Source organism: uncultured Thiodictyon sp., from assembly GCF_903946935.1.
In the GTDB taxonomy this organism is placed as follows: Bacteria; Pseudomonadota; Gammaproteobacteria; order Chromatiales; family Chromatiaceae; genus Thiodictyon.
In genome coordinates this window covers 23,919-35,803 of the sequence record NZ_CAJAXH010000046.1, presented here as the reverse complement: position 1 = coordinate 35,803, position 11,885 = coordinate 23,919, and the positions used below count along the sequence as shown (strand labels likewise).

Here is an 11,885-nt window from a genome sequence, read left to right as displayed (position 1 = left end):
TTGTTGACGCTCGCGATCGGTTACGAGGACAGGCGCAGGACGAAGCAAGGGCATCGAAAAAACCAGAGTAGATCACGAAGTTTGCATCTTACAACGCGCTCTTCAGAAACGGTATTAGGATTTTCATCCTGCGGTACTAGCGACGTGAGAATACGTGCTTTGTGGCCGCCGGGAAGCTCGCCCTTGACAATATCCGGCGCGAGTAAGCGCCATCCCAACCCTCCCGGGGGCAGGAGGATCGGAAGCCACTAGCCGCGTTCCAGGAGGCGCTCCAAGGCTGCTGCCAGGTCGCGGCCGGCGTCCTCGATCGACACGCCTGACACCAAGTCGGTCATCTGGGTCACGGTGAGGCCCGGGTATCCACAGGGATTGATGCGCCGAAAGGGTTCCAGGTCCATCGCCACATTGAGCGCCAGTCCGTGATAGCTGCACCCCTGGCGCACGCGCAGCCCCAAGGACGCGATCTTGGCCCCGTCCACATAGACCCCGGGGGCGTCGGCGCGCGCGGCGGCGGCGATCCCGCGGGCGGCGAGCAGTTCGATGACCGACTGCTCCAGAATGTGTACAAGGCGCTTGACCCCGATCCCGGCACGGCGCAGATCAAACAGCAGATAGGCGATGAGCTGGCCGGGTCCGTGGTAGGTCACCTGGCCGCCGCGATCGGTCTGGATGACTGGGATGGCGCCGGGGTTGAGCAGGTGCTCGGGGCGCCCGGCCTGCCCCAGGGTGAAGACCGGTGGGTGCTCCAGGAGCCAGAGCGCGTCCGGGGTCGTGGCGTCGCGCGCGCGGGTGAAGGCGCGCATCGCCTCCCAGGTGGACTGGTAGTCCTGGAGACCGGGCCGGCGGCGCAGGATGAGTCCGGGGGGGGCGGGCGTCCCCGAGTCGCTGTGCCGATCCGCCCTCACAAGGCCCAAACCACCAGCTCATGGGCGGACAGGTCCCGGTAGATGGCATTGAGCTGGTTGCGGTTCTGTACCTCCATGGAGATGGTTACCGCCAACCATTTGCCACCGCTGCTCAACCGCGCGGTGGCGGCGGCGTCGTCAAGGTGCGGGGCATGGCGGCGGACGATCTCCAGCACCACCGACTGGAAGTCCAGGTCCGCCCGCCCCATGGCCTTGATCGCGTAGCGGCAGGGGAAGTCGGGCTGGGCCTTTTCCTTGGCGGCGTTGGGCGCCCATGGTCGCTTAGTCATGGTCCAATCGCCCCCCTAACTGGTCGGCCGCCATCAGAACCACTGCCAAACCGTGTCCCTGGTCCGTTGCCAGAGACTGCCTTCGCCAACGGCCTGGAGGGCGACCAGCGGCACCCGGGCGACCTCTGCGCCGGCAAGCAGGACGACGATGTCGCCAACCCGCGCCCCCTTGGCGACCGGGGCGGTGACGTTCGGTGTCTTGTCCAGGCGGGCACTCAGCTCCCCGTAACGCCCGCGCGGGATGGTCGCATAGACATCCCAGGCCGGACCGACCGGTAGTTCTTGCAGATCGCCCTTCCAGACACGGAGGTTCTCTACCGGCTGTCCCCCCGGATAGAGCACCCGGCTCTCGTAGAAACGGAAGCCGTAATTCAACAGTTCCAGACTGGCGACCGCGCGCGCCTCCGGGTTCTTGGTGCCCAAGACCACCGAGATCAGACGCATGGAGTCGCGCTTGGCGGAAGCGACCAGACAGTAGCCGGCATTGTCGGTGAAGCCGGTCTTGACCCCGTCCACCGTGGGGTCGCGCCACAGCAGCTTGTTGCGGTTCTGCTGCTTGATGCCGTTGTATTCATACTCTTTGGTGCCGTCCCACACATAAAATTGGGGGAACTCGCGGATGAGGGCGGCGGTGACCTTGGCGATATCGCGGGCGGTGGTGAAGTGGTTGGCCTCCGGTAGCCCGGTGACGTTGACGAAGTGTGAGTTGGTCATGCCCAGACGCTGGGCGTTGGTGTTCATCAGGTCCGTAAACACCTGCTCGCTGCCGGCCACATGCTCGGCCAGGGCGACGCTCGCGTCGTTGCCGGACTGGATGATCATGCCCTTGAGCAAATCCTCCAATGGGACCTGCGTGCCGACCTTCACGAACATCTTGGAGCCGCCGGTCCTCCATGCCTTCTCGCTGATCATGACCGGGTCGGTCAGATGCACATGTTCGGCGGCCAACTCGCGATAGATCGTGTAGCCGGTCATGATCTTGGTCAGGCTTGCCGGCTCCAGGCGCTCGTCGGCCTGGGACTCCGCCAGCACGGCCCCGGTATTGAAGTCCATCAGCAGGTAGCCCTTGGCCTCCACCTGCGGCGGGGTGGGCACGGCCTGGGCCGCGGTGGGGACGGCGGTGGCGGGCGGTGCCGACACGGCCGGCGGTGGCGCCGTCACGGCCTGGGGCCGGGCCGCTGCGGCCGGCGCCCCCGTGGCGCGGAGGCTGAACGGCAGCAGGGCGAACAGGCAAAGGAGGAGCAGCGCGGGTTGCAACTTCATGGGGCGTAACCGGGGATCGGGGTGGCGGGCGAATAACTGTGCCAATTCTACCCCGAATCGCGCGCCGCGCCGATGCAGGGGCGGCAAATGAGGATCACTACGCCCCAGGGCGGTCCCACCCGCAGGAGTGGGGTCATCCTGGAAAGGGCAGCTGTCACGCCAAGGCGCCAAGCTCGCCAAGGTTTTTCCGTGCCTTATCGGCGCTGGGGAAGTCAGTCAGCGGGTGATCTGGAGACTGGGGCTACCCGATGGTATTGCTTGGCGGGCTTGGCGCCTTGGCGTGAGTCATGGCCGGATTTTGGGTCATGGGTCGTGCCAACGCTCTTGTGTCAGTTCCAGACCAGCCGCGGGGATTCGCTCACGCCCAGGCTCGACAGCTTGGCGGAGAGCCGCCGCGCCTCGCCCTCTGAATCCAGGGGGCCGACCCGGACCTTGTACAGGGACCCGTCCGCCGCGGGGCGCTGGACGCGCACCCGCGCGGCCAGGTGGGGGCTCAACCGGTCACGCAGTCGCTCGGCATTGCGTTGATCGCCGAAGGCGCCGATCTGGAGATAGATGCCCTGCCCAGTCGCCGCCGCGGGCGGGACGCGCGCCGCCACGGCAGCCGGGGCGGTGACTGGCGCGGCCACCGGGGGCGTCGCCGGTGAACGGGCCGCCACCCTGGTCGGGGGAGTCTTCTCGACCGCCCGCGGGGCCGGGCGCGCGACTGGTGCCGGGGTTGGCTCTGGGGTCGGCTCGGCATCCAGCGCGGCGAAGGCCGAGGTTGCGGCCCGCTCGCGCAGCGGCGGTGCCGCCGCCGCGGCCCGCCGCCGCGGCGGCCCCGACGCCCTGGAGGCAATCGCCAGCGACTGGGCGATGGCCGCATCGTGCGCCTTGCCCCCCAGCGGATCGCCCGGCCCCCCGGAGTCCGCCAGGAAGGGGCCAGGATCGGCGCTGGGGGCCAGGCCAGGTGCGGCGTTGGGCGCCGCGGGGTCGATGCCCCGGATCTCCACCGTGGCCGTGCCCTTCGGAAACACCCCGATCTTGGTGGCAGCGGCGTAGGACAGGTCGATGACCCGGGTGGAGTGGAAGGGCCCCCGGTCGTTGATGCGCACCACGGCACTGCGCCCGTTCTCCAGGTTGGTGACGCGGGCATAGCTGGGCAGGGGCAGTGTCTTGTGGGCCGCCGTCATGCCGTACATGTCATAGCGCTCGCCGGAACTGGTCCGTTGGCCGTGAAACTGCTTCCCATACCAGGAGGCCAGGCCACGCTCGACATGTCCCCGGCCGTCTTGTTGGGTATGGTAAACCCGCCCGCGGACCCGGTAGCTGGCCATGTTCCCGTACTTGGACCTGGGTTCCACGCGCGGGACCGCGTCCGGGATCGCGTTCGGGTCCAACTGACGGTAGGCCCCGTCGGCATCGCGGGTGCCCTGGCCGGAACAGCCGCCCAACAGCAGGAGCGCCGCGGACAGGAGCAGCGCCGCCGCGGCCGGGGCAAGGCGGTCGGGCGGGGTTTGGCGAGGCTCGGTTTGTGCGTTCATCGGTGGCTTCCCCTCTGATGACAGTCCACGTTAAGCCTATCCTCAAGCGCACTCAATTAAAAGCTATTTTCGATGGGTCTGGATTGCCATCAGCATCCCGAAACCGACCATCAGGGTGACCATGGAGGTCCCGCCGTAGCTGATCAGGGGCAGCGGGACCCCCACCACCGGGAGCAGACCGGTGACCATCCCGGTGTTGACAAAGACATAGACAAAAAACACCAGGGACAGCCCGCCGGCGAGCACCTTGCCGTAGGTGTCCGGGGCGTCGACCGCGATACTTAAGCCCCGGTAGATGATAAAAACGTAGAGGGCGAGCAGCACCAGGATGCCGGTCAGCCCGAACTCCTCCCCGATCACCGCGAAGATGAAGTCGGTGTGATGCTCCGGCAGAAACTCCAGATGGGACTGGGTGCCAAGCAGCCAGCCCTTGCCGTGCAGCCCCCCGGAGCCGATGGCGATCTGTGACTGGATGATGTGATAGCCGGTCCCCAGGGGATCGGACGACGGGTCCAGGAAGGTGAGTACACGTTGGCGCTGATAATCGTGCAGGCGATACCAGAGCAGTGGGGCCAGGGCGGCGGCGGCGGCGCCGACCAGCAGGATGACCCGCCAGCTCAAGCCCCCGATGAACAGGACCGTGACCCCGGCGGCGGCGACCAGGATGGCAGTGCCCAGATCGGGCTGTTTGGCGATCAGCACCACCGGGATCAAGATCAGCACTGTCGCCGCCAACACCCGTCCCAGCCGCGGTGGCAGCGACCGGTCGGCCAGCACCCAGGCGACCGTCATGGGGACCGCCAGTTTGAGCATCTCCGAGGGCTGGAAGCGCAGTACGCCGAGATCGAGCCAGCGTTGGGCGCCCTTGCCCACGTCCCCGATCAGCAGCGTCGCCACCAGCATGAGGACACCCAGGGCATACAGCGGGAGCGACCAGCGTCGCAGTTGGTACGGGTGTACCTGGGCCACGGCGAACATTAGACCGAAGGCCAGGGTGAGCCGCACCAACTGACGCTCCACCGCACCCGCATCCTGATCGGTCGCACTGAACAACACCACCAGACCAAAGGCACAGAGCAGGAGCAGCCCGACCAGCAGCGGGGCGTCGATGTGCAGACGCATTAGCAGACCGGACTGTGAGGGGTCATCCAGCCGCTGCGCCCCCGCGCTCCCGGGCCTAATCGCCATCGGCGGCCTCCGGCTCGGCGATCAGGGTGGAGCCCCCGAGATAGGCATCCATGACCTTGCGGGCCACCGGTGCCGCGACGGTACCCCCGTGCCCGCCGTTCTCGACGATCACGGCCACCGCGATGCGCGGGTCATCGGCCGGGGCGAAGGCAATAAACAGTGCGTGGTCGCGCATCTTCTCCGCCAGCCGGGCGGCGTTGTAGGCCTGGTTACGGCCCAGGGTGAAGACCTGGGCGGTCCCGGTCTTACCGGCGATGCGGTAGTCGCGGCTGCGAATCCCCTTGGCCGTCCCGCGGGGGCTCTCCACGACCTGGGTCATGGCGTGAATGACCTGTTCCCAGCGCTGCGGATTACCCGCATCGATGAGATGGGAGACGACCGGCAGGTCCTCCGCCCGGGGCGCCCCCGGCACCTGCGCGGCACGGGCGACCCGGGGCTGAAAAAAGTGACCGTGATTGGCCATGGTGGCGGTGGCCACGGCCAGTTGCAGGGGGGTCGCCAAGAAGGCCCCCTGGCCGATACCGACGATCAGGGTTTCACCCGGAAACCAGAGCTGCTTGCGCACCCGCTCCTTCCACTCCTTGGAGGGTACCAGTCCGCCCAGTTCGCCGGCGAGGTCGATGCCGGTGCGGGCGCCGAAGCCGAACTCACCCAGGAAGTTTTTGAGCCGCTCGATCCCCAGTTCGTGGGCCAGGTCGTAGAAATAGACATCGCACGATTGCACCAGGGCCGCCTCCAGGGCCACCCCGCCGTGCCCGCCATGGCGCCAGCAGCGGTAGCTGTGGCTCTGGCCGGGGAGCCGATAGGCGCCGGAGCAATACTTGACCTTGTGGGAGTCGATCACACCCTCAGCCAATCCGGCCAGGCCGACGAAGGGCTTCACTGTAGACCCCGGGGGGTACTGACCGCGTACCGCCCGATTGAAGAGTGGTTTGTCCGGGGCATAGAGCAGGGCGTGATACTCCTGCGCACCGATGCCCTCGACGAATGGGTTGGGGTCGAAGCTCGGGTTACTCACCAGGGCCAGCACGCCGCCGGTGCGCGGATCGATGGCCACGACGGCACCACGGTGATCGCCCAGGGCGGCGGCCGCGGCGCGCTGCAGGCCGAGATCGAGATACAGGTGGAGGTCGCGGCCCGCCACCGGGGGCTTGGACTCCAGCGTCCGCAACACCCGGCCGTGGGCGTTGACCTCCACTTGCTGGTAGCCGGCCTGTCCGTGCAGCAACCCTTCATGGGCCTTCTCCACCCCACCCTTGCCGATGAAGTGAGTCCCGGCATAGTCGCTGGCGTCGATGCGTCCCATTTCCTGCTCGTTGATGCGCCCCACGTAGCCCAAGACGTGGGCGGTGAGTGCCCCCAATGGATAGGTGCGGATCAACTCGGCCCGCACGTCAACCCCAGGGAAGCGATAACTGTCAAGCGAGAAACGGGCCACCTCTTCCGGGGTCAGATTCAGCCGCAGGGGCACGCCCTGGAAGCGCACCCGCTGCGCCTTCAGGCGATCGAAGCGCTCCCGGTCCTTGTCATCGAGTCGGACGATCTGCGCCAGGGCCGCGATGGTGCCCGGGAGGTCGTCGACCTTCTCGACCGTGATCTCCAGCGAGAAGGAGGGATGGTTGTCGGCCAGGAGGGCGCCGTGGGCGTCATAGATCAACCCGCGGCTGGGCGGGACCGGCTGGAGCTTGACCCGGTTGTCTTGCGACAACGTTGAGAAGTGCTCGTGGTCGGTGATCTGCAAATGCACGAGCCGCACCAGGACCACTGACAGGGCCGCCAAGACCAGCACGCCGGCGACGATGGCCCGGGCCCCGACCAGGCGCTGCTCGCGTTGCCGGTCCTGCAGGTTGGAGTCCAGGCGCAGCATTCAGAGCGCCCCGGCCCGCCGGGCCAGATCGCGCAGCACCACGAAGACCCAGGGCCAGAGCGCGGCACCGAGGAAGGTCGGCACCCAGTAGATCAGGCTCGGGGTCGGCTGGCCGGCGGCACCGAGTACCCAGAGGTACAGCAGCCGCTCCACCAGCAGCAGCAACCAGACGAACAGGGTCTGTTGCCACAGCGGAAAGGTGCGCACCCGCTGGTGCAGTTCCACGGCCAGGTAGGCGACCACTGAAAATCCCAGTGCGTGGTGGCCGAGCAGCGCGCCGGTGGTGACATCGAGCGTCAACCCGGCGGCGAAGGCGGAGAATACGCCCACCCGCTCCGGCAGTGCCAGTGACCAGAAGATGAGGGTCAGGACCACCCAGGGGGGGCGGAAGTCATCCATCCAGGCGGGCATCGGCAGGATGGTCAAAAACAGGGCGATGAGCAGGCTACTCCACACCGCCCAGGTGCCACGCCGCACCGCCTCACTCATGGCGCGTCCCCTGCCGGGCCGCCGACTTGCCGGTGCCGGGCGGGGTACCGAAGGCCGCATCGCTGCGGCTCAGGGTGTCCTGGCGCTGCTGCGGACCCAGGGTCCAGACCAGCAGCACCTCGCGGCTACGGTCGAGCCGGGCGCTGGGCTGCGCCTTCACGGTGGTGAAGGGGTTATCCGCCACCTGTCCCACCGCGGAGACCAGCCCCACCGGATAGCCCGGCGGGAAACGGCCGCCCAACCCCGAGGTCACCAGCAGGTCGCCGACCCGGATGTCTGCATTCTTGGGAATATGCAGGAGATCCAACTCACGCCCCGCCCCGGACCCCGCCGCAATGCCGCGCAACCCGTTGCGATTCACCTGCACCGGTAGGGCATGGTCCGCATCGGTGATCAGCAACACGGTCGACGAAAAGGCGTTGGTATGGATGACCTGGCCCATGACGGCGTTGGCATCCAAGACCGGCTGTCCGACGAAGACCCCGGAGTTGGTACCCTTGTTGATCAGGACCTGCTGGCGGTAATCGGCCAGGTCGACGGCCAGGATCTCCGCGATCAGCACCCGCTCACCGAGCTTGAAGGAGGACCCGAGCAGGTCGCGCAGACGCATATTCTCCGCCTCCAAGGCCACGAGCTGCTGCGAGCGCGCGCTCAAGATCAGGTTATCGCGCCGCAGTTCGGCGTTCTGGTTGCGCAATTGGTCCTCGTCCGCCATCCGGTCCTGGGTTTGCCGGGCATAGCGGATGGGGAAATCCGCCAGCAATTGCAGTGGATATACGAGCACCGCCAGGGTCGAGCGCAGGGCGCCCAGACGCGGGTCGCGATGGTCCGCCAGGATCAGCCCGATCGCCAGGATCACCGCCAGGATCACGCGTGAGGTCGGGGAGGGTCCATGGAGAAACAGGGGTTTGATGGCAATGCCTCTCGGGCAGGCGATGCGGACCCGGGTACGTGGCGCCGCGCGGACCCAGATAAGTTAACGCCACAAGGGGCAGAAAAAAATTACAGGATGGATGCGACGCGCGGCACGGTCGCGCCGAGCCGACGCCGACGCCGAGCCAACACGCGCTGCCTCCAGCCTACTCGGTCGAGAAGAGATCCAGCCCCCGGGTGTCGAGCATATCCAGGGCCTTGCCGCCGCCGCGGGCGACACAGGTCAGCGGATCGCTGGCCACCACCACCGGCAGCCCGGTCTCCTCCTCGATCAGCCGGTCGAAGTCGCGCAGCAGGGCGCCGCCGCCGGTGAGCACGATACCGCGCTCCGCCACGTCCGAGCCCAACTCAGGCGGGGTCTGCTCCAAGGCGGTCTTGACCGCCCCGACGATGCCCGAGAGCGGCTCCTGGAGCGCCTCCAGGATCTCGTTGCTGTTGAGCGTGAAGCTGCGCGGGATGCCCTCGGCGAGGTTGCGCCCGCGCACCTCGATCTCCAGCACCTCATTGCCCGGGAAGGCCGAGCCGATGGCGTGCTTGATGCGCTCGGCCGTGGCCTCACCGATCAGTGTACCGTAGTTGCGGCGCACATAGTTGATGATCGAGTCGTCGAAGGTGTCGCCGCCGATCCGCACCGAGTTGGAATAGACGATCCCGTTGAGCGAGATCACCGCCACCTCCGAGGTGCCCCCGCCGATGTCGATGACCATGGAGCCGCGCGCCTCGCCGACCGGCAGCCCGGCCCCGATGGCCGCCGCCATCGGCTCCTCGATCAGGTAGACCTCGCGGGCGCCGGCACCGGCGGCGGACTCCTTGATCGCGCGGCGCTCCACCTGGGTCGAGCCGCAGGGCACGCAGATCAGCACCCGCGGGCTCGGGCGGACCATGCGTGTCTCGTGTACCTTATGGATAAAGAACTGGAGCATCTTCTCGGTGACGGTGAAGTCCGCGATCACCCCGTCCTTGAGTGGGCGGATGGCGGTGATGTTCTGGGGCGTGCGCCCGAGCATCGCCTTGGCCTCCTCACCCACCGCCACCACTGTCTTGGGTCCGCCGGCACGCTCCTGACGGATCGCCACCACCGAGGGTTCGTTGAGCACGATACCTTGGCCGCGCACATGAATCAGGGTATTGGCCGTCCCCAGGTCGATCGCCAGGTCGGTCGAAAAGATCCCACGAAAACGTCTGAAAAGCATCAGGTATTTACCTTAAAAATGCGGCGCGCGGCGCCGGATCGACCCGGTGGCCGGGGTCCGCCGAAGGGGACCGCTGAGGGGGCCCGCCGGGGAGTCCAGGGCAAAGAGGCGGTAATCTAACAATGCAACTCGCCCTCGGCAAGGCGACGCGGCTAAAGCGGCCCAACGGCGGAGGTGCCGCCCTCCCCTGGGCTATGGTATTTTCTCCTGTTTACCGGTGCGGCCGCCCGGCCGCACCCTGCCTCAAGAGGACACGACAGCAATGGCACTGGATCGATCGGACGTCGAGAAGATCGCCCATCTGGCACGGCTCGCGGTCGCGCCGGCGGACTGTGACCGCTATGCCCACGACCTTTCCAACATCCTGGACCTGGTCGCCCGGATGGATGCGGTCGACACCACCGGCGTCGAGCCGATGGCCCACCCACTGCACATGACCCAGCGGCTGCGCCCGGACCTGGCCACCGAGCCGGACCAGCGCGACCGCTTCCAGGCCATTGCACCCCAGACCGACGCGGGGCTCTATCTGGTCCCCAAGGTGATCGAATAATGCATGACAAGACCATTGCCGAGCTGGCGGCGGGGCTGCGCGAGCGCACCTATTCCAGCGTCGAGCTGACCCGGCACTTCCTGGAGCGGATCGCGCGGCATAACCCGAGTCTCAACGCCTTTATCACCGTTGCCGCTGAGTCTGCCCTGAGCGCCGCCGCGCAGGCCGACCTGGCCCTGGCCGCCGGCACCGGCGGGCCCTTGATTGGCATCCCCATCGCTCACAAGGATATCTTCTGCACCCAGGGTCTGCGCACCAGTTGCGGCTCCCGGATGCTCGATAACTTCATTGCCCCCTACGACGCCACCGTGGTCGAGCGCCTCGCCGCCGCCGGGGCCGTGGTGCTCGGCAAGACCAACATGGACGAGTTCGCCATGGGCTCGTCCAACGAGACGAGCTGGTACGGCCCGGTGAAAAACCCCTGGGACCAGACCCGGGTCCCCGGCGGGTCCTCCGGCGGCTCGGCCGCCGCCGTCGCCGCCCGTCTGTGCGTGGCCGCCACCGGGACCGATACCGGGGGGTCCATCCGCCAACCCGCGGCACTGTGCGGCATCACCGGCATCAAACCTACCTATGGACGCTGTTCACGCTGGGGCATGATCGCCTTCGCCTCCAGCCTGGACCAGGCCGGACCCATGGCCAGCTGCGCGGCGGATGCGGCCCTGTTGCTCCAGGCCATGGCGGGTTTCGATCCGCGGGATTCAACCAGCCTGGATACACCGGTGCCGGACTATGTGGCCGGGTTGGATGGGGATCTGGCGGGGCTGCGCATCGGGTTACCCAAAGAGTATTTCGGCGCCGGGCTGGATGGGCGGGTCGCCGCCAGCATCCAGGCTGCCATCCGTGAGTACGAGCGCCAAGGCGCCACGGTCGTGGAGATCAGCCTGCCCAACAGCCCGCTCTCGGTCCCGGTCTATTATGTCGTAGCCCCCGCCGAATGCTCATCCAACCTCGCCCGCTTCGACGGCGTGCGCTATGGACACCGCTGCGAGAATCCAAAGGACCTGGAAGACCTGTATAAGCGCAGCCGGGCCGAGGGGTTCGGCGCCGAGGTGCAACGCCGCATCATGATCGGCACCTATGTACTCTCCGCCGGCTATTACGACGCCTACTACCTCAAGGCCCAGAAGATCCGCCACCTGATTGCGGACGACTTCCGCCGCGCCTTTGAGCAGGTCGATGTCATCATGGGTCCCACCAGCCCGACGACGGCCTTCCCTATCGGCGCCAAGATGGACGACCCGGTGGCGATGTATCTCAATGACATCTACACCATCGCCGCCAACCTCGCCGGCCTGCCCGGTATGTCCATCCCCGTCGCTCCGGTGGACGGGATGCCGGTGGGATTGCAGGTCGTCGGCAACTATTTCGAGGAAGGGCGGCTGCTCAATTGCGCGTATCGGTTGCAGCAGCAGACCGATTGGCATTTGGGGGTGCCGGTGGGGTTTGACTGACAGCCCCAGGGCGTGGCCTAGCAGCCTGTCGGGCTTGATGAGGTAACCGATTGAAGTTAAAGAGTTTTCGCTTTTTAGGCGTAAACTTTTTATCTTTTATAATCAAGTTGTTACGTTGCAAGTCCGACAGTCTGCTAGGGCTGGTATGTCTCGTCCTTCGGGGCTGTCAATGTCTGGTCTTGCGCCCGATGCCGCCGGCCGCCGCGTCCAGCTCGCGGTAAGCGCGGGCC

Annotated in this window: 11 protein-coding genes; 2 read left to right on the top strand and 9 right to left on the bottom strand. The window is 66.9% G+C overall.

The window, feature by feature from the left end; genetic code table 11:
* Positions 1-248: 248 nt before the first annotated feature.
* The 9 genes from lipB to QZX93_RS04855 all read right to left on the bottom strand — a co-directional run bounded on the left by lipB (position 249) and on the right by QZX93_RS04855 (position 9,651).
* Positions 249-914, bottom strand: coding sequence for a lipoyl(octanoyl) transferase LipB (gene lipB, locus QZX93_RS04895; RefSeq protein ID WP_366759726.1), 666 nt, complete (start codon positions 912-914; stop codon positions 249-251).
* Positions 902-1,195, bottom strand: a complete 294-nt coding sequence (locus QZX93_RS04890; RefSeq protein ID WP_295391842.1) for a DUF493 domain-containing protein — start codon at positions 1,193-1,195, stop codon at positions 902-904. The genes lipB and QZX93_RS04890 overlap by 13 nt, the downstream gene beginning before the upstream one ends.
* 33 nt (positions 1,196-1,228) lie before the next feature.
* A complete protein-coding gene (locus QZX93_RS04885; RefSeq protein WP_295391840.1) occupies positions 1,229-2,458 on the bottom strand; it encodes a D-alanyl-D-alanine carboxypeptidase family protein in 1,230 nt (409 codons plus the stop codon).
* Between the two features lie 329 nt (positions 2,459-2,787).
* On the bottom strand, positions 2,788-3,981 hold the full coding sequence (locus tag QZX93_RS04880) for a septal ring lytic transglycosylase RlpA family protein (RefSeq protein WP_295391839.1): 1,194 nt from the start codon (positions 3,979-3,981) through the stop codon (positions 2,788-2,790).
* A gap of 63 nt (positions 3,982-4,044) precedes the next feature.
* Positions 4,045-5,169, bottom strand: coding sequence for a rod shape-determining protein RodA (rodA, locus tag QZX93_RS04875; RefSeq protein ID WP_295391838.1), 1,125 nt, complete (start codon positions 5,167-5,169; stop codon positions 4,045-4,047).
* A complete protein-coding gene (mrdA, locus tag QZX93_RS04870; RefSeq protein ID WP_295391836.1) occupies positions 5,159-7,036 on the bottom strand; it encodes a penicillin-binding protein 2 in 1,878 nt (625 codons plus the stop codon). The genes rodA and mrdA overlap by 11 nt, the downstream gene beginning before the upstream one ends.
* Positions 7,037-7,525 (bottom strand): rod shape-determining protein MreD, encoded by a 489-nt coding sequence (gene mreD, locus QZX93_RS04865; RefSeq protein WP_295391835.1) that lies wholly within the window; start codon positions 7,523-7,525, stop codon positions 7,037-7,039. It abuts the gene before it with no gap.
* Positions 7,518-8,429, bottom strand: a complete 912-nt coding sequence (gene mreC / locus QZX93_RS04860; RefSeq protein ID WP_295391848.1) for a rod shape-determining protein MreC — start codon at positions 8,427-8,429, stop codon at positions 7,518-7,520. Before mreC ends, mreD begins: the two co-directional genes overlap by 8 nt.
* A 175-nt stretch (positions 8,430-8,604) precedes the next feature.
* Positions 8,605-9,651 carry a rod shape-determining protein gene (locus QZX93_RS04855; protein WP_295391833.1) on the bottom strand — a complete coding sequence of 349 codons (1,047 nt, stop codon included), beginning with the start codon at positions 9,649-9,651 and terminating at the stop codon, positions 8,605-8,607.
* Positions 9,652-9,913: 262 nt separating this feature from the next.
* Between QZX93_RS04855 and gatC the strand changes: the two genes are divergently transcribed.
* The gene (gene gatC, locus QZX93_RS04850; protein ID WP_295391832.1) at positions 9,914-10,201 is read left to right on the top strand and encodes an Asp-tRNA(Asn)/Glu-tRNA(Gln) amidotransferase subunit GatC; all 288 of its coding nucleotides are present in this window, start codon (positions 9,914-9,916) and stop codon (positions 10,199-10,201) included.
* Positions 10,201-11,655, top strand: a complete 1,455-nt coding sequence (gene gatA / locus QZX93_RS04845; protein WP_295391831.1) for an Asp-tRNA(Asn)/Glu-tRNA(Gln) amidotransferase subunit GatA — start codon at positions 10,201-10,203, stop codon at positions 11,653-11,655. The genes gatC and gatA overlap by 1 nt, the downstream gene beginning before the upstream one ends.
* Positions 11,656-11,885: the final 230 nt, after the last annotated feature.

Excerpts from the sequence above, each read along its gene's own strand:
- gatC (WP_295391832.1), top strand. The coding sequence starts at position 9,914 with ATGGCACTGGATCGATCGGACGTCGAGAAGATCGCCCATCTGGCACGG.
- mrdA (WP_295391836.1), bottom strand. The coding sequence starts at position 7,036 with ATGCTGCGCCTGGACTCCAACCTGCAGGACCGGCAACGCGAGCAGCGC.
- QZX93_RS04855 (WP_295391833.1), bottom strand. The coding sequence starts at position 9,651 with ATGCTTTTCAGACGTTTTCGTGGGATCTTTTCGACCGACCTGGCGATC.
- mreD (WP_295391835.1), bottom strand. The coding sequence starts at position 7,525 with ATGAGTGAGGCGGTGCGGCGTGGCACCTGGGCGGTGTGGAGTAGCCTG.
- gatA (WP_295391831.1), top strand. The coding sequence starts at position 10,201 with ATGCATGACAAGACCATTGCCGAGCTGGCGGCGGGGCTGCGCGAGCGC.
- QZX93_RS04890 (WP_295391842.1), bottom strand. The coding sequence starts at position 1,195 with ATGACTAAGCGACCATGGGCGCCCAACGCCGCCAAGGAAAAGGCCCAG.
- QZX93_RS04880 (WP_295391839.1), bottom strand. The coding sequence starts at position 3,981 with ATGAACGCACAAACCGAGCCTCGCCAAACCCCGCCCGACCGCCTTGCC.
- rodA (WP_295391838.1), bottom strand. The coding sequence starts at position 5,169 with ATGGCGATTAGGCCCGGGAGCGCGGGGGCGCAGCGGCTGGATGACCCC.
- QZX93_RS04885 (WP_295391840.1), bottom strand. The coding sequence starts at position 2,458 with ATGAAGTTGCAACCCGCGCTGCTCCTCCTTTGCCTGTTCGCCCTGCTG.